The organism is Thiorhodovibrio litoralis (genome assembly GCF_033954455.1).
Taxonomy (GTDB): domain Bacteria; phylum Pseudomonadota; class Gammaproteobacteria; order Chromatiales; family Chromatiaceae; genus Thiorhodovibrio; species Thiorhodovibrio litoralis.
The window spans coordinates 668500-683840 of sequence record NZ_CP121473.1; the positions used below are offsets into that span (position 1 = coordinate 668500).

A 15341-nucleotide genomic window follows, 5' to 3' on the forward strand; every position below is an offset into this window, starting at 1 on the left:
AGGATTGAGTCAATCAGAATGGCAGCTTGAGATCGGGGGCGGCGCTTTGCATGATCCGGCGCATCAAGTCCTTGAGCTTCTCGAGCGTTGACTCGTTGACCGCCTCGAAGCGGAAGGCCAGGGCCGACTCTGAATTGGATGCACGCACCAGCGCCCAGCCTTTGTCGCTTTCCACGCGCAGGCCGTCGATGGTAATCGCTTTCACGCCGCTCAAGCGGCCTTTGGCTTCCATCACCTGGGACATGATTTCGATCTCGCGGCCGAGGCCGACCGGCAACAAAAGCTCGGGTGTGCCGACCGCGTTGGGCAGCTCGCCGAAGACATCCTTCGACGGGCGTGAGTCGATGGCCAGCACCTCGATCAGGCGCGCGGCGGCGTAGAAGGCGTCATCAAAGCCGTTCCAGCGGTCGCCGAAGACGATATGGCCGCTGTATTCGCCGGCGAGCGGCGCATTGAGCTCTTCGCGCTTTTCCTTAATGAATGCATGGCCGGATTTCCACATCACCGGCTGGCCACCGAGGCTCTTGATCTGCTGCGCCAACAGGCGACTGCATTTGACGTCGAAGACAATATCGCTGCCGGGTGCGCGCGCGAGCAGATCGGCCGCGAGCAGCATCAGCACCCGGTCGGTCTGAATGAGTTGGCCGGCGGAATCGACCACTCCGAGGCGGTCGCCGTCGCCGTCGAAGCCGAAGCCGACATCCGCTCCCTGTGTGGTGACGGCGTCGATCAGCTCGCGCAGATTCTCCGCTACCGAGGGGTCGGGCAGTTCGGTGCCGGCGCGCGGGTCGGAGAGGTCGCAGCGGACTTCGATCACCTCGCAGCCAAGGTCGCGGAACAGTTGCGGCGCCACCAGCGCCGGGGTGGCGAAGCCGCAGTCCACTGCCACCTTCAGCGGGCGCGCGAAGGTTACGTTCTGCTCGAGTTCGTCGAAATAGTCGGCCAGCACGGATTGCTCGCGATAGCTGCCCTCGCCAGTCATGAACTCGCCGCGTTGCAGCCGCTGCTTGAGCTTGGCTATATTAAGTGCGGTGGCGGATTTACCGGAAAACGCGAGCTTCACGCCGTTGTATTGTGCCGGATTATGGCTGGCCGTGACCATGGCGCCAGAAATATCGCCGGCGAGATGGGTGGCGAAGTAGAGCACCGGCGTGGGTACGATGCCGAGATCAATCACATCGCAGCCGCTCGCGCGCAATCCGTCCGACAGGGCCGCTGTCAGCGTTGTGCCGCTCGGGCGGTGATCATGGCCCACCAGCACGGCCTTGCTCCCGCCTTTCTGGGATTCCGTCCCGATCGCCTGGCCGAGCAGGCGCATGAAGTCTTCGGTCAGGTCGGTCTCGATCAGTCCGCGAATATCGTAGGGGCGAAACACGCGCGCCGGGGTGGTGCCCAACTTCTCCGACACGTCGACTCGGGTCAGGCTTTCCTCCGGCGTTTTGCTTGAGATCATGCTGGAGGGCGCTGCCACCTGGCTTGCCGGGTTGACGGTGTTTAAGTCCATGCTGAGTCCAGCAACCACGCTGCTGTCCGGCAGCAGCGCCGAGGAATGGTCCCCGGGGGCGACGAGTTCGGAGTCGCCTCTCGCGGTATGGGCGCGCTTGCGCGACATGCGCCTCAGCGCCGCGTCGAGCGCCATCAACTCCTGCAAGCGAATGGTGCGCTTGGTGGGCGGCTGCCCGAGGTCAACCTGGGCCATTCCGGCGTTGAGCTGATCGACTTCGCGTTGCAGACGCCGGGATTGCGCCCCGCCAGCCGCGATCAGAATCACCAAGTGAATCGCCGCAAGCGCCCCGCCCACGATGAGGTTTGGCCACAGAAACCCGGAAGCAAAAGGCTGCGGCGCCGGTTGCCAGGCAAGCAGCTCAATGCCGGTTTGCGGAATCTTTGCCTGCGCGATCACCGCGCCAGCGGCTGGCTGCGGCGCCGATTTGGGGGAGATGGTTGCCTTGGCTCGGTCCGTGCCCTGCTGAAACAGGAAATGGCGGTTACGCGCGATATCGGGATTTGGTTGCGGCAGCAGGTTGAGCGGAAGGGCCAGATAGATGATGCCCAACGTGGTGCTGCCGTCGCTCGCGAGAATGGGGCCGGCGATGGCGAGATGAGCATTCGGCGTGCCGACCTGATGCGCCTCCAGCAGGGAGATAGCGCCGGAATCGGCGACTTGCCGGACCAGGTCCAGCCCGGCGTAGCTCAGCGGCAGCTTGTCCTCGTCGAGAATCCGCACGCCGGGGGAGCTGGGATCGAGCCGCACTAGATGGAGCGCGAGCGCCAGGGGGGCGCGTTCCTGCAAACGCTTGACCTCGGCGTCGAGATTGGCCTGGTCGGCGTACTCAAGGGCGGTGCGCAGACGCGTGTCATCGGCGAGCTGTCCAAGCTGCTCGCGCAGACGCTCCTTGCGATCGCCGAAGGCGTCGGCCAGGCTGGTCACCAATTCCTGCAGCTGTTGCTGCTGCATGCGACGTTCGACGCCGGTTTCAAACCAGGTGGCGGCGAAAAATGCTCCAGCAATGGCCACAACGGACGCGCTTGCGGCGATGAGCCAGTATCGGACCAGATGCTGGGGTTTCGCCGCTTTGGATGTTGCGGTTTTGCCGCCACGCTTGATGGTTTTCTTACCTAGAGCCATGATGTCAGTGCATTCTGTTCCGGTGTCGGCACGAGCTGATTCTTGCAGACGCCCAGCCGGTTCTCGCAGAGGCGCAATGCTGCGGAGCAGCGCGCTCTGGGATTGGCGTCACGCAGGCCGATCAATGTCTACCACTGTGTCCGAAGCCTCCCTCGCCGCGCGAGGAGGGGGCGAAATCCTCGACAATCTCAAGCCTCGCCTGCAGCACGGGGACCAGAACCAGTTGCGCGATGCGCTCGCCGACCTGAATCTCAAAGCTGTCCTGGCCACGATTCCAGCAGGATACCAAGACTTCGCCCTGGTAGTCGGAGTCGATCAGGCCGACCAGGTTGCCAAGCACGATGCCGTGGCGATGCCCCAAGCCCGAGCGCGGCAGGATCAGGGCGGCGATGCCAGGGTCATCGATGTGAATGGCGAGCCCGGTTGGGATCAGCTCGGCCTTACCGGGCGGGAGGTTCACCGGCGCTTGCGCCATGGCGCGCAGGTCCATGCCGGCGGCGCCCTCGGTGGCGTGGGCGGGCAGCGGAAAGCTGTCACCCAGGCGTTTGTCGAGGATTTTGATCTTAAGCGGATGTGGCATAGCGTTCTGTGACGGTGCGGGCGATTTCACGCGCGGCCTGTAATTTTGGCATCAGTGGCAGTTCCTGTTGGCCGTCGCGCCAGAGCAGCAGCAATGCGTTGTCGTCGCGCTCAAAGCCGCCCTGCTCGCCACCAACCCGATTGGCCGCGATCATGTTCAACTTCTTGCGCTCGAGCTTGTCGCGGGCATGGGCCTCGAGTGCGTCGGTCTCGGCAGCAAATCCCAGGGTAAAGGGGGCATGATCGCGGGCGGCGACCTCGGCGAGAATGTCCGGGTTGCGCACCAGCCGCAACGTCATGTCGGCTTGGTGCTTTTTCAGCTTGTGGGAGGCCGAATGCTCGGGTCGATAGTCGGCCACGGCGGCAGCGGCGACGAAGATGGCGCAGTCGGCGATGTGCTCCATGACCGCGGCATGCATCTCCAGCGCTGTTTCGACCTGGATCACGCGCGCCACCAATGGTGGCGGCAATGCCGTGGGGCCGGTTACCAAAGTGACTTGTGCTCCCAATTCCGTCAACGCCTGTGCTAGAGCATAGCCCATCTTGCCGGAACTGCGGTTACCAATAAAGCGCACTGGGTCCAGGGCTTCACGCGTCGGTCCTGCGGTGACCAGCACCGGCTTGCGGGTGAGCGGGCCTGGGGCGACTGGATCTGGGCCGGGCGGCCCCGGAGCGTTCGCGAGCAGCTCTGCGGCAATGGCGGCGGGCTCGCGCATACGCCCGCCGCCAACCTCGCCGCAGGCCTGATCGCCGCTGTCGGGGCCGAGCAGACGCACGCCCCGGGCGAGCAGGCGGGCGACATTCTCCTGCAGCGCCGGGTGGGACCACATTTGTTGGTTCATGGCCGGTGCGATGGCCACGGGCGCCTGGCTGGCCAGGACCAGGGTCGTCAGCAGATCGTCGGCGAGCCCATGGGCGAGACGTGCGATCAGATTGGCACTGGCCGGCGCGATGAGAATCTGATCGGCCCAGCGGGCCAGCTCAATGTGGCTCATTCCAGCCTCAGCCGCAGGGTCGAACAGCTCCGAGCGCACCGGGCGACCGGCTAGTGCCTGCAGGCTGAGGGGGGAGATAAACTCGCGCGCGCTTGCCGTCATCACCACCTGGACCTCGGCGCCGCGCTCGCGCAGCCGCCGGATCAGTTCGGCCGCCTTGTAGGCCGCGATACTGCCGCTGATGCCAAGCAGAATCCGAGGTTGGCGGGCGTCGTTCATGTGCTCAGTCTGCGTTCGTGCGGGCGCATGCGCGACTTGGCACTCGGGCGAGGGTTGGCGTTCGGCGGCACTTCGTTTACTCTTCGCGGATACAGTGGCTGTTGCTGATCCAAGCCCGCTGCGTTGTCAGGCTGATACGCAATCCGGGCTGGGCTTGAAGGAACGTCATTGATCTAAAGAAGGAGGTTGCGATCATGTCGATTGCGGACTGGCCCGCGGATGAACGACCGCGGGAGAAATTGCTCGCTCTCGGCGCGGAGGCACTGACCGACGCCGAACTGCTGGCCATTTTTCTACGAACTGGTGTTCCGGGCAAGAGCGCTGTCGATTTGGCGCGCGAGCTGCTTGCGACCTATGGCGGTCTGGTGGGGCTGTTGTCTGCCAGTCAGGCGGATTTTTGCTCCGGCAAGGGACTCGGCGTGGCCAAATTCGCGCAGCTGCGCGCGGTACTCGAGATGAGCCGGCGCTATCTGCGTGAGGAATTGTGCGAGCGCGATGCCATCACCAGTCCGGAAGCGACGCGCCGCTATCTGAAAATGCGCCTGCGCGGCTATCCCTACGAGGTGTTTGCCGGGCTCTTTCTCGACAATCGCCATCGGGTGCTTGAGTACCAGGAGTTGTTTCGCGGCACCATCGACGGGGCCAGCGTGCACCCGCGCGAGGTGGTGCGCGCGGCCATGAACTGCAACGCCGCGGCGGTGATTTTTGCCCATAACCATCCTTCAGGCGTGGCCGAGCCGAGTCAGGCGGATATTCGCATCACCGAGCGTCTGCGCAATGCGCTCGATTATGTCGACGTGCGGGTGCTGGATCACATCATCATCGGCGAGGGTGAGGGGACCTCTTTTGCCGAGCGCGGGTTGCTCTGAGTGTTCCCGCCGGTATGTTCGTCGAATCATTTCGGCAAGCTGGCAATGATGAGGGCGGTTTGGCGATGAGAACGGCGTGGCGATGAGAATGGTGTAGCGATGAGTGCGACCCATGTTGAACGAATCGAGCGTCTGCAACGCCTGGAGGCGTTAATCGCGCATGCGCAGGCGGCGCCCGAGCGTTGTCCAGATGTGGCCTTGCTCGAAAGCCGGTTTGGCGATGAGGGTGCGCATCCGACCTCGCCCGCTGCGCGGCGGCGCATGTTGCAGCGGGATCTGACCGAGCTGGTCCGTGATGGGCGCATCAAGGTGGTGAATCCTGGCGGTAAGCCACTGCGCTACCGCCGCTGTGCGCAGGTGCGCGACGATGATCCGGCCGTTTTGGCCTACACCCGCCGGCAGATTGCCGAGCTGGTCGGCGAAATGGTTCCCCAAGGGCGTGTCAATGCACTCTGGCGCTCGCTGATGCACCATGACCATGGGCCGATTCTCGACGAGCAGCGCTTGCGCATGCTGCCGGATACCCTGCGGCTGGTGCCAGCGGACGTGAAGCCGAAAGTGCTCAATGCTGTTATTACCGCGCTGGCCGAACAGCGCACGCTCAAGGTGCTCTATCAGAACAACGCTGGTGAGCGCAGTCGTCCGCGCTTGCATCCGCAGGCACTGGTGCAGCGCGGACCCGTGTCCTACCTGTTGGCGCTCAAGAACCGGGAGCCTGAGCCGGTGCGTTTCTATGCGTTGCACCGTTTGATCGAAGCGCGGGTCGAGGATGACGCCGCGCGCGCGGCCGAGGATTTCGATCTGGATCGGGCAATCGAGCATGGCCAGATCGACTTTGGCCGCGGCGAGATGATCGCGCTGGAGCTGCGCGTGCGCGGCTACCTTGATGCCGTACTGCGTGACTGCCCCCTGAGTCTCGACCAACAGCTGCAAGATGAGCCAGAAGGCAGTGAATTTACGCTAAGGCTCAGTGCTCAGGTCCCTTCCAGCGGCGCACTGCTGCGCTGGCTGCTAGCCGGTGGGGATAACCTTGAAGTGGTCGCACCTGAGTCGCTGCGCGAGGTCATGGCCGCGCAGGCGGCCAAGATGAATGCCGTCTACGCGACCTCCTAGGAAGGGTGCAAAACGAGCGATACAACTTTACCTGCTGAAGTTGGGCCGGCTGCGCTTTGCCCAACCGGGCTGGTAATTTTTGAGCCTTTACCTAGCGTGCTGCCGGCCCGGAGGTGCGGCCTAGGGCAGGCGCCGGTCGATGATCACCTCAACCGGCGCTTGCCGGTCGCCCGCGACCTTGATTGGCCCGGTCTCGCCTTGCAGGTCGCCCGACATGGGCATGGCTTGGCCGCTGGCGGAAATCCGCGCGCCAACGATGACTTCAGGAAAACTCGAGAGCTTCATCGCCGGGGTCATGGCCATGCTGTCATCAAGCGTCAGAGTGGCGGGCAGGTCGCCAACGCCGATGCGCTGTGCCGCAAGCGGCATGGGTGGGCCGGCGGCGGCCTTGGCGTAGACGAAGACAGCGGCGCCTTGCGGGATCTGGTTGGCGAACTCGGGCGCGATCGACACCTCTGCCTGAATGCTGGCGGCGGGAGCGGCAGTGCGATCGGCGTCAGCAGGCGCCGGGGCGGATGCAGCCGTCGCGCTGGTGCTGGGCGGCGGTGTTGGCGATTCAGTTGCGGGTGAAGGTTCCGGCTGCGCCGGTTTTGCTTGTGCCGTCGGTGAATTGGGCAAATTGTCGCTGGCGATACCGCCGCGCTTGCGAGCTTCCTCGATCAGGCCACGCAGATCGGCAGCGTCACTGCTGTTGGGATCGGTCTGCGCGAGAATGCGCTGCCAGGACTGAATCGCGCCTGTGTATTGTCCGCGCTGGAAGGACAACACGCCGCTCAGCCAGCGGGCATTCATGTGGTCCGGATCGGCCGCGAGCACTTCGCCGATCAACTCGGCGGGTTTGCCTTCCAGGCGATTGTCGTTATTGGCCGCGATGGCCTCGGCATAGGTCAGCTTCACGTCCAGGTCATCAGGCGCCAACGCATAGGCACGCTCCAGGGAGGCAAGCGCTTGCGGGGCATTCCCCAGGGCGAAGTAGGTGCGCCCGAGCATCATCCAGCCTTCGATATCGTTCGGGGTCTGCTCCATGCGCGCGGCCAGGCGCTCGGCTAACACGTCAAGCGACGGCATTTCGCCGTTGCCCTGTCCTGGGCTTTGCCCGGCACCGGCATTGGCGAGCTGCGGAATAATCTGTGGCGTGCCCGTTGCCTGGTAGAAGACAACGGCGAGCGCAGGCACTGCCAGGGCCAGAAGCGGAAGTAACCAAAGTCCGCGGGTGGCGAGTGCGGGCGCTGTCCCTGCTGCGTCGCCCACGTCGTGCAGCAACTCGCGCTCCAGCTCCAATCTGGCAGACTGGTGCTGGTCGGCGTCAATCTTACCGGACGCGAGATCGGTATCCAGTTCTTCGAGTTGCTGGCGAAACAGCTCAAGGTTCACCGCATCCTGACTGACGTCGGCGGTGTCATCGCTACCTTCCGCCTGCTTGCGTCGCGGCCACAGCGGGACCAGCAAGATGACAGCAGATAGCAGCAGCAGTGCGCCGGCCAGGGTCCAGAACAGGGTCATGAGGTCTCATCCTTAACGCTGGAGTCGGTATCCAGCAGTTGTTGCAGTCGCTGGCGTTCGTTCTCTGACAGTTCGGCGGGTGGTCCAGCACGGCTGCGGAGCAGGGAACGGATCATGAAGAAGGCGGCGATGGCGATCAGCACGAAGGGCCCGAACCAGAGCACATAGGTGGAGGGTTTGAGCGGTGGATCGTAGAGCACGAAGTCACCATAGCGGTCGGTCAGGAAGGCGAGAATCTCCTCCTGCGACCGACCCTCGCGCATCATGCCGTAGACCTCCTGGCGGAGGTCTTGGGCGAGCTCGGCCTGAGAGGCGGCGAGGGATTCATTCTGGCACACCAGGCAGCGCAGCTTGCCGATCAGCACGCGGAATTGCTCTTCCTGCTCAGGGCTGGTGAAGTGAAATTCCTCGAGCGTGTAGGCACTGGCCGCGGCGCTTATTGCCAGCAATCCGCAAAGCAGCAGCAGGCGCGCTCGGGCGCCGAATTTGGGACGAAAAAGACGCATCTCAGCTCTCCGTTGCCGCTTGTTCGCGCTTGAGGTCCTCGATGATGGGGGCGAGGGTTTCCTCCCAGACCACCGGGTCGATGGCACCGATATGCTTGTGGCGGATGATGCCGTTGCGGTCGACGACAAAGGTCTCGGGCGCGCCATAGACGCCCCAGTCGATACCGGCGGAGTTGTCCGGGTCATAGCCGATCAGCGTGTAGGGATTGCCAGTCATGCGCATCACCGTCAGCGCATCGGTTTTCTCGTCCTTCCAGTTCAGTCCGATCAGCTGGAAATCGTTACTGCGTGCAAGCTCCATCAGCGTGCCATGTTCGGCACGGCAGGCACTGCACCATGACGCCCAGACGTTGACCAAGGAGATCTGCCCATCCAGATCCGCATTCGAGACCGTGCGCGATGGATCGAGCAAGTCTGGCAGTTCGAACTCCGGCGCCGCCTTGCCGATGAGTGGCGAGGGCACTTCGCGCGGGTCCTGGCCCAGTCCGTAGAGCAGCAGGCCGGCCAGGGCCGCGAAAATGATCAGCGGAACCAGGAAACGGAAGGTCGAGGATTTCTTCTGGTTGTTGTCAGTCATGGGTTGTAGGGTCAATCCAGCAAGTACGGTCAATCCAGCAAAAAATTGTCGCCCGAAAGATGGCGCACCGGCGAAGATGGTTTCTTGCTAACGCTCAAGCATTCACTGTGGCAGCCGCGCCAGCGGGCATGCCCGCCTTGACTCGGGCCTGGCGATAGCGCGGGTCGGTCACGGCCAAGCCGCCGCCGATGGCCATGAAGATGGCCCCAAGCCAAATCCAGCGGACATAGGGCTTGTAGTAAAGGCGCAGTGCCCAGTCGCCGTCGCCGACGCTCTCACCTAAGGAGACATAGATATCGCGCAGGAAGCCAGCATCGATAGCTGCCTCGGTCATCGGCATGCCGCCGCCGAGGTAGGCGCGTTTTTCAGGAAATAGCTCGGTGATTTTCTTCTCGCCGCGATAGACGATGAAATGCCCACGGTCGGCCTTGTAGTTAGGGCCATCAACCGGCTTGGCGCCCTGGAATTCAAACCGATAACCGGCGATTTCATCGGAATCGCCCGGTGACATGCGCACGTCATGCTCGACGTCGAAGGTCGAGACCATGGTGATGCCGACGATCAGCACCGCCACGCCCAAGTGCGCGATCAGCATGCCGTAGAAGCTACGTCCACCACCGCGCAGATCGGCGGGGATGGCCTTGATGCCGTCGATGATGCCACCAGCACGGTTTTTCAGCCGCTCGCGCAGGGTTGTCAGGTGCGAAAACAGGACCCAGGCAGCGAGCCCGATGCCGGCGGATACCCAGAAATGGCTCGCGGCAAAGTCGGACTTGGCCACCCAGACGGTGGCGCCGACGGTCAGTAGCACCGCCGGCCAGAGCTTGCCGAGCAGCCGCAGCATCTCGTCATGCTTCCAGCGCACCAGCGGGCCAATTCCGAGGAATAGCGCGAGGAAGGGCGCCAAGGCTACGAACATCTTGTTGAACCAAGGGAAGCCAACCGAAATCTTGCCCCAGCCGAAGGCCTCGTAGATCAGCGGTGCCAGGGTGCCGAAGAGCACCAGAATGGTGAAGGCAGAGAACAGCAGGTTGTTGATCAGCAGCGAACTCTCGCGCGAGAGCAGGTCGAAATGTCCGCCGGTCGATACCGCCGGCGCGCGCCACGCATAAAGCGCAAGCGACCCGCCGATGACGACGCATAGAAACAGCAGAATGAAGGTCCCGCGCGTTGGATCGGTGGCGAAGGCATGCACCGAGGTCAGCACGCCCGAGCGCACCAGGAAGGTGCCGAGCAGGCTGAGTGAGAAGGCCGAGATGGCCAGCAACACCGTCCAACTTTTGAAGGCTGCGCGCTTTTCAGTCACCGCCAGCGAATGCAGCAGCGCGGTGCCGATCAGCCAGGGCATTAATGATGCGTTTTCAACCGGGTCCCAGAACCACCAGCCGCCCCAGCCGAGTTCATAGTAGGCCCACCAGGAGCCGAGTGCGATGCCGATGGTGAGGAAAACCCAGGCCACCGTGGTCCAGGGGCGCGACCAGCGCGCCCAGGCGGCATCCAGCTTGCCGCCGATGAGTGCCGCGATGGCAAAGGCAAAGGCCACAGAGAAGCCGACATAGCCCATGTAGAGCATCGGCGGGTGAATGGCCAGTCCTGGGTCCTGCAGCAGCGGGTTGAGGTCGCGGCCCTCGGGCGGCACCGGGAACAGCCGGTCGAAGGGATTGGACGTCAGCAGAGTGAAAAGCAAAAAGCCGACCGTGACCATGCCCTGTACCGAGATGACTCGCGCGATCATTGTCAGCGGCAAGTTCTTGCTGTAGAGCGCAACCGCCGCGCCCCAGCCGGCCATCATCAGCACCCATAGTAGCAGCGAGCCCTCGTGCGCACCCCAGACCGCCGAAATCTTATAGATAGTTGGCAGCAGGGAGTTGGAATTGGTCGCGACATAGGTGACCGAAAAGTCGCTGACCACAAAAGCCTGCACCAGACAGGCAAAGGAGAAGGCAATAAAGGTCAACTGCCCATAGGCCAGCGGACGGGCGAGTTCCATCCAGGGCCGGTTGCCGTTGAGGGACCCAGCCAGCGGCACGCTGGCCTGCACCAGCGCGTTGACGAGTGCGATGACGAGCGCGAAATGGCCGAGTTCTGGAATCATTGGATCACCGGCTTGTTTTGTGTCACTGACTCGACCACGCCATCGACGTGGGATTGCTGCAGACTGTCGGCAACCTCGGGCGGCATGTAGGATTCGTCATGCTTGGCCAGAACCTCCTCGGCCATGAAGACACCGCCCGGCCCCATGCGCCCTTTGGCCACCACGCCTTGGCCCTCACTGAACAGATCGGGCAGGATGCCGGTATAGCTCACCGGCACCACGGCGGCGTTGTCCGTGACCTCGAACCTTGAGGTCAGTCCGTCGCTCTGTCGTTTCAGGCTGTCTTCTACCACCAGCCCGCCAACGCGAAAGACGGCATCGGTTGGATGCTCGTTCGCCATCACCTGCGAGGGGCTGAAGAAATACGAAATATTGCTGCGCAGCGCGCTGATGGCCAGGCCAGCGGCCAGGCTGACGCCGACCACGGCGACTGTCACGAAAAGCATGCGTTTTTGTCTGGCTTTCATCCTGAGTCCTCGAATGGCACAGTGCCTGCGCCGGGTATGCTCGGCGCGGGCTTTCGTCTTGCTAGTCAGGGCTGCGCTGCTTGCCTGACGGCTGAACTGACGGCTGATGTGGCGCGCGCCCGCGTACCCATCGACCTAAACGCGCGCGAATGGTTCGCTGACTGACCATCAGCGCGATGATTTCCGCCGCAAGCAGCACGAAGGTCATGCCGTAGGCGCCCCAGACAAAAAAGGCATAACCGCCCTGGTTCAGAAAGTCGCTCATCGCACCGTCCCTCCTCGGGGCTCTCCTTGGGATTCCCCTTGCAGCAAATCGCTTACCCAGGCGCTGTCGGCCTCACGCTGCAAAATGATGCCGCGCAACCGCGCGAAGGCGGTGGCGAAGGAGTAGCTCCAGAACCCGAGCGTCACGCCAAGCATTGGCCAAAGAATGCTCGGGTGAATCGAGCCCGGATCGGAGCGCTGATGCAGCGCCGCGCACTGGGTCGGATCGGGGCAATTAATGGACCAGTAAATCACCGGCAGCATCACCAACCCCACAATCGACAGCAAGGCAGCGGCGCGATCGGCGCGGCGGGTGTCATCAATGGCCGAATGCAATGCGATATAGCCGATGTAGAGGAAGAACAAAATCAACTCCGAGGTCAGGCGTGGGTCCCAATCCCAGTAGGTGCCCCAGCTTGGCCGCCCCCAGAAGGCTCCGGTCCAGAGCGCTATGAAGGTGAAAATCGCTCCGGTCGGCGCCACTGCATTGGCCATCATGAAGCTGAGGCGCGTATTAAACACCAGCCCGATCGCCGCCCAGCCGGCCAGGACAAGGTAAAGCCACATCGACATCCATGCACCACCGACATGGATGTAAATAATGCGGTAATACTCCTTTTGCGGATTACTGCCGCCGAGTTGGTCCGCGGTGCCGAAAAAGCCCCACAGCAGCGAGGCCAGCACCAGCACGGCAGCCAGGCCTCCAAACCAGGGAATCAGCCGGCCCGCGATGGGGTAGAAAGCAGCCGGGGAGGCGTATTTGAACCAGTTGAGCTTCATTTTGTAACGAGTGTCAGTCGATCGAGATGCGCAATGCCGCCGCCGCCGCCCAGGGGCCGAGGATCAGTGACAGCAGCAGCAGCGCACCCAACAGCATCAGATAAGGCTCGCTGTCGGCCAGCGCAATGGCGCTGACAGTGACGGCGCCCTCGCCGTAGATCAAAATCGGTATGTAGAGCGGTAAAATCAGCAGCGAGAGCAAAATTCCTCCACCGCGTAGCCCCAGTGTCAGGGCCGCGCCGATGGCGCCGATCAGCCCCAACGTGGGGGTGCCGAGCAGTAAGGATGCCATCATCATCAGCGTCTGACCATCCTCGAGCTGATATTGCAGCGCGATCAGGGGCGCGATGATCACCAGTGGCAACCCGGTCAGCAGCCAGTGGGCGAGCACCTTGGCCAGCACCAGCAGGCCGAGCGGCTGCGGGGTGAGCAGCATCTGTTCCAGGGTGCCGTCGTCGAAGTCGGCCGCAAACAGCCGCTCAAGCGCGAGCATTGAGGCCAGCAGCGCCGCCACCCAGACCACCCCGGGTCCGAGCTCGCGCAGCAGGGCTTTCTCGCTGCCAACACCGAGTGGGAACAGGCTGACCACGATGATAAAGAAGAACAGCACCGTCAGCACATCGGTGCGCCGGCGCAGCGCGAGCGTCAGGTCACGCAGCAGAATCGACCAAAATGTTTTTAGCATGATGTCTCTGCCGCGATCCCGGGGAGCTTTGCCGCCGCGGTCATTGCCGCGTTTCCCATCGAGCCAGAAACCGCGGGTGGCTGCGGGCTTTGTGCTGGATCTGGGCTTTGCATTGAATCTGCGCTTGGCATTGGACTAGCCGGTGATGTGATCACTGGCGCGGTTGCGTCGAGATTCAGATGCAGCCTCTGCTCAACCGCTAGCGTCAGCGCCTGATGTGTGGTTAGCACCACGAGGCCGCCGGCCTCGACATGGGCGCGAATCAGATCATCGAGCAAGGCGACGGCGCCGACATCCAGCGCTACGAAGGGTTCGTCGAGAATCCACAAGGGCGCCTTGCTAATCAGCAAGCGCGCCAGCGCGACCCGTTTCTTCTGCCCTTGCGACAGCATGCGGCAGGGTAAATCCTCAAAGCCGCCGAGGCCGATGCGCGAAAGTGCCTGCTCAATTTCGGTATCTTGGCAGTCTCGGCGCCCGGCCAGGCGCGCCGAGATGCGCAAGTTCTCGACGCCGGTCAAATCACCCTTGATGCCATTGAGGTGCCCGAGGTAGAGCAAATCGCGATAATAGTCCTCGGCCAGCCGTTCGATCGGCTCGCCGCGCCAGCGAATACTGCCGGCATCCGGGTGCAGCAGGCCGCACAGAGCCCGCAGCAGCGTGGTCTTGCCGCTGCCGTTGGAGCCCTGAAGATGCAGCAGTTGCCCTGGCTCGAGCTTCAGGTCCAGTGCGCTGAACAGGCAACGATCGCCACGGCGGCAGCTCAGTGCGGAAACCTCAAGCATTTTTCAGTGCGGAAACCTCATGCTGTCTCAGTGCCGGGGCCGCAAGTGCGACGCCGCGCGGGATTCTGTTTGCTGCTTTGGGGCCGCCAGACTCAGACAGGAAGATACAGCCCGGGATAACAACCAGGTAGATTCAAACCGTCAGACGCAAAAAGTGAGGTGTCTTGGGTTGCCGGAGTCTGGTGCTGTGGCTTAGCAGGCCGTGAACCTTAACCGCTGCAGCCTTTTTCGACAACCGGAGAGAAAATAATGCACCTGTTCTATCTGCTGCTGATTCTGACCATAATTGCGCTTGCCAATCTCTTGCTTGGTGTGGTCTTGAGCAAAAAGGACGGTGGGCGCGTCGGCAGGCTGCCGGCGCAGCGGCGCAGGCCCATGCTGAGTGTGCGGGAGGTTCAGAATCTCAAGCTGCTGGAGAAGATTCTCGGTGAGCAGCGCCGAGTGCAGACGCAGGTGCCTCTGTACTTGTTGATCGATCCGGCACCCGGCGTGTCGGCAAGACGCGCCAGAAAGTGGCGCTCCCAGCTCGGTGCCCTGAGCGTCGATCTTGCCGTGCTGTCAGCCGATGCCACTGAGCCGCTGTGCGCTATCTTGCTGACCGCGGGCGGCAAGCGTCCGCGCCGGGTGCGTCGCGAGCAGGCTCAGGTGCAATCCTTGTGCAAGCAAGCCGATCTGCCCGTTCTGACCCTCTCGGGCGACGAGCAGGCAGCTCCCGAGGCACTCAAAGAGCGTCTCGAGGAGCTAATCTGGCCGCTAGAGGAGCGCTTGGTTGCCGATCACCAAGTGGCGAGCGAGGACGAAGACGCCCTGCTCGCCGGGCTGGCCGTCGCCATGCGTGACCGTAGCGTGGCGCAGCGGTCGGCACGCTAGATCTGAATGACAGAGGGTTTCGGCTTGTTTTGGGCTCCAAGACCGGAAACTTTTTCGTGATGCTGATTAAGTAGCGGCGTTGGTCGACCGGCTGGGGTCAATCCAAATCCGCCCGTCCTCGATGACGACGGCGAAGGTGGCGATGGGCTGATCCGCCGGCTCATCCAGGGGCTCCCCCGTCTTGAGGCTGAAACGGCTTCCATGCAGTGAGCATTTGATGCGATCGCCATCCAGGCAGCCGTAAGAGAGCGGGTAATCCTCGTGGCTGCAAAGGTCCTCGACCGCATAGAGGTCGTCGCCCACCATGGCCACCAGAAAAGCGCGGCCGTCGGCTTGCACTTTCAGGAAGTGCCCGGGCTCGAGGGTCTCGGCATCCGCGACAGGGACAAAGGGTGCTTGCATGTCTCA

General features: G+C 62.9%; 16 protein-coding genes. 3 read left to right on the forward strand and 13 right to left on the reverse strand.

Features of this window, described 5'->3' with window-relative positions:
- Positions 1-13: 13 nt before the first annotated feature.
- The 3 genes from Thiosp_RS03045 to coaBC form a co-directional block, all read right to left on the reverse strand.
- Entirely contained in the window at positions 14-2629 is a 2616-nt protein-coding gene (locus tag Thiosp_RS03045) for a phosphomannomutase/phosphoglucomutase (RefSeq protein ID WP_201066091.1), read from the reverse strand.
- Between the two features lie 121 nt (positions 2630-2750).
- The gene (dut, locus tag Thiosp_RS03050; protein WP_201066090.1) at positions 2751-3209 is read right to left on the reverse strand and encodes a dUTP diphosphatase; all 459 of its coding nucleotides are present in this window, start codon (positions 3207-3209) and stop codon (positions 2751-2753) included.
- A complete protein-coding gene (gene coaBC, locus Thiosp_RS03055) occupies positions 3193-4422 on the reverse strand; it encodes a bifunctional phosphopantothenoylcysteine decarboxylase/phosphopantothenate--cysteine ligase CoaBC (protein ID WP_201066089.1) in 1230 nt (409 codons plus the stop codon). Before coaBC ends, dut begins: the two co-directional genes overlap by 17 nt.
- 194 nt (positions 4423-4616) lie before the next feature.
- Here coaBC and radC point away from each other — a divergent pair, with 194 nt between their 5' ends.
- Entirely contained in the window at positions 4617-5291 is a 675-nt protein-coding gene (gene radC / locus Thiosp_RS03060) for a RadC family protein (protein WP_201066088.1), read from the forward strand.
- A gap of 99 nt (positions 5292-5390) precedes the next feature.
- Entirely contained in the window at positions 5391-6404 is a 1014-nt protein-coding gene (locus tag Thiosp_RS03065; RefSeq protein WP_201066087.1) for a helix-turn-helix transcriptional regulator, read from the forward strand.
- A 120-nt stretch (positions 6405-6524) separates the two neighbouring features.
- Here the strand turns inward: Thiosp_RS03065 and ccmI are convergent, their stop codons facing one another.
- The 9 genes from ccmI to ccmA all read right to left on the reverse strand — a co-directional run bounded on the left by ccmI (position 6525) and on the right by ccmA (position 14063).
- Positions 6525-7907, reverse strand: a complete 1383-nt coding sequence (gene ccmI, locus Thiosp_RS03070; RefSeq protein ID WP_201066085.1) for a c-type cytochrome biogenesis protein CcmI — start codon at positions 7905-7907, stop codon at positions 6525-6527.
- Entirely contained in the window at positions 7904-8413 is a 510-nt protein-coding gene (locus Thiosp_RS03075; RefSeq protein WP_201066084.1) for a cytochrome c-type biogenesis protein, read from the reverse strand. Before Thiosp_RS03075 ends, ccmI begins: the two co-directional genes overlap by 4 nt.
- Position 8414: 1 nt before the next feature.
- Positions 8415-8990 carry a DsbE family thiol:disulfide interchange protein gene (locus Thiosp_RS03080; RefSeq protein ID WP_201066083.1) on the reverse strand — a complete coding sequence of 192 codons (576 nt, stop codon included), beginning with the start codon at positions 8988-8990 and terminating at the stop codon, positions 8415-8417.
- Positions 8991-9084: 94 nt separating this feature from the next.
- Positions 9085-11085 carry a heme lyase CcmF/NrfE family subunit gene (locus Thiosp_RS03085; RefSeq protein ID WP_201066082.1) on the reverse strand — a complete coding sequence of 667 codons (2001 nt, stop codon included), beginning with the start codon at positions 11083-11085 and terminating at the stop codon, positions 9085-9087.
- The gene (gene ccmE, locus Thiosp_RS03090) at positions 11082-11552 is read right to left on the reverse strand and encodes a cytochrome c maturation protein CcmE (RefSeq protein WP_201066081.1); all 471 of its coding nucleotides are present in this window, start codon (positions 11550-11552) and stop codon (positions 11082-11084) included. Before ccmE ends, Thiosp_RS03085 begins: the two co-directional genes overlap by 4 nt.
- A gap of 61 nt (positions 11553-11613) precedes the next feature.
- Positions 11614-11817, reverse strand: coding sequence for a heme exporter protein CcmD (gene ccmD / locus Thiosp_RS03095; protein WP_201066080.1), 204 nt, complete (start codon positions 11815-11817; stop codon positions 11614-11616).
- Positions 11814-12596: a cytochrome c biogenesis protein CcsA gene (gene ccsA, locus Thiosp_RS03100; RefSeq protein WP_201066079.1), complete on the reverse strand. Its 783-nt coding sequence runs from the start codon at positions 12594-12596 to the stop codon at positions 11814-11816. Before ccsA ends, ccmD begins: the two co-directional genes overlap by 4 nt.
- A gap of 13 nt (positions 12597-12609) precedes the next feature.
- The gene (ccmB, locus tag Thiosp_RS03105) at positions 12610-13281 is read right to left on the reverse strand and encodes a heme exporter protein CcmB (protein WP_201066077.1); all 672 of its coding nucleotides are present in this window, start codon (positions 13279-13281) and stop codon (positions 12610-12612) included.
- On the reverse strand, positions 13275-14063 hold the full coding sequence (gene ccmA / locus Thiosp_RS03110) for a cytochrome c biogenesis heme-transporting ATPase CcmA (protein ID WP_201066075.1): 789 nt from the start codon (positions 14061-14063) through the stop codon (positions 13275-13277). Before ccmA ends, ccmB begins: the two co-directional genes overlap by 7 nt.
- Before the next feature lie 249 nt (positions 14064-14312).
- Between ccmA and Thiosp_RS03115 the strand changes: the two genes are divergently transcribed.
- A complete protein-coding gene (locus Thiosp_RS03115) occupies positions 14313-14933 on the forward strand; it encodes a DUF2726 domain-containing protein (protein WP_201066073.1) in 621 nt (206 codons plus the stop codon).
- Positions 14934-14999: 66 nt separating this feature from the next.
- On the opposite strand, the gene Thiosp_RS03120 is transcribed toward Thiosp_RS03115, so the two are convergent.
- Entirely contained in the window at positions 15000-15335 is a 336-nt protein-coding gene (locus tag Thiosp_RS03120; protein ID WP_201066071.1) for a non-heme iron oxygenase ferredoxin subunit, read from the reverse strand.
- Between the last annotated feature and the right edge of the window lie 6 nt (positions 15336-15341).

What these genes read in the sequence shown, in the direction of transcription:
- Thiosp_RS03120 (WP_201066071.1), bottom strand. Translation starts at nt 15,335, where the DNA reads ATGCAAGCACCCTTTGTCCCTGTCGCGGATGCCGAGACCCTCGAGCCC.
- dut (WP_201066090.1), bottom strand. Translation starts at nt 3,209, where the DNA reads ATGCCACATCCGCTTAAGATCAAAATCCTCGACAAACGCCTGGGTGAC.
- ccmA (WP_201066075.1), bottom strand. Translation starts at nt 14,063, where the DNA reads ATGCTTGAGGTTTCCGCACTGAGCTGCCGCCGTGGCGATCGTTGCCTG.
- ccmB (WP_201066077.1), bottom strand. Translation starts at nt 13,281, where the DNA reads ATGCTAAAAACATTTTGGTCGATTCTGCTGCGTGACCTGACGCTCGCG.
- radC (WP_201066088.1), top strand. Translation starts at nt 4,617, where the DNA reads ATGTCGATTGCGGACTGGCCCGCGGATGAACGACCGCGGGAGAAATTG.
- Thiosp_RS03075 (WP_201066084.1), bottom strand. Translation starts at nt 8,413, where the DNA reads ATGCGTCTTTTTCGTCCCAAATTCGGCGCCCGAGCGCGCCTGCTGCTG.
- ccsA (WP_201066079.1), bottom strand. Translation starts at nt 12,596, where the DNA reads ATGAAGCTCAACTGGTTCAAATACGCCTCCCCGGCTGCTTTCTACCCC.
- Thiosp_RS03045 (WP_201066091.1), bottom strand. Translation starts at nt 2,629, where the DNA reads ATGGCTCTAGGTAAGAAAACCATCAAGCGTGGCGGCAAAACCGCAACA.
- Thiosp_RS03065 (WP_201066087.1), top strand. Translation starts at nt 5,391, where the DNA reads ATGAGTGCGACCCATGTTGAACGAATCGAGCGTCTGCAACGCCTGGAG.
- Thiosp_RS03115 (WP_201066073.1), top strand. Translation starts at nt 14,313, where the DNA reads ATGCACCTGTTCTATCTGCTGCTGATTCTGACCATAATTGCGCTTGCC.
- Thiosp_RS03085 (WP_201066082.1), bottom strand. Translation starts at nt 11,085, where the DNA reads ATGATTCCAGAACTCGGCCATTTCGCGCTCGTCATCGCACTCGTCAAC.
- ccmE (WP_201066081.1), bottom strand. Translation starts at nt 11,552, where the DNA reads ATGAAAGCCAGACAAAAACGCATGCTTTTCGTGACAGTCGCCGTGGTC.
- ccmD (WP_201066080.1), bottom strand. Translation starts at nt 11,817, where the DNA reads ATGAGCGACTTTCTGAACCAGGGCGGTTATGCCTTTTTTGTCTGGGGC.
- ccmI (WP_201066085.1), bottom strand. Translation starts at nt 7,907, where the DNA reads ATGACCCTGTTCTGGACCCTGGCCGGCGCACTGCTGCTGCTATCTGCT.
- coaBC (WP_201066089.1), bottom strand. Translation starts at nt 4,422, where the DNA reads ATGAACGACGCCCGCCAACCTCGGATTCTGCTTGGCATCAGCGGCAGT.
- Thiosp_RS03080 (WP_201066083.1), bottom strand. Translation starts at nt 8,990, where the DNA reads ATGACTGACAACAACCAGAAGAAATCCTCGACCTTCCGTTTCCTGGTT.